General features: G+C 41.5%; 1 protein-coding gene. It reads right to left on the minus strand.

Going from position 1 to position 241, the window contains the following annotated elements:
* Window positions 1–241: Ig-like domain-containing protein (locus WFZ86_RS20310; RefSeq protein ID WP_342693638.1), on the minus strand; the 241-nt coding region annotated here is incomplete at both ends.

Here is a 241-nt window from a genome sequence, read left to right on the forward strand (position 1 = left end):
TGATGCTCAAGACATCCCCGTCAACATCGCTGTCGCCTGTTAATGGGGTCAAAGTAACTGTGCCTTCTTCCGCAACGGTATAAGTGTCATCTACTACTACTGGGGCATCGTTTACTGGGGTTACTGTGATGGTAGTTTGTCCACTTACAGTAGTATTTCCATCACTTACACTATATGTAAAATTACCAACAGAATCAGTTCCATTATAATCTACTGGAGCGTCATATTGCAATCCAATTAA

The organism is Flavobacterium polysaccharolyticum, from assembly GCF_038739875.1.
Taxonomy (GTDB): Bacteria; Bacteroidota; Bacteroidia; order Flavobacteriales; family Flavobacteriaceae; genus Flavobacterium; species Flavobacterium polysaccharolyticum.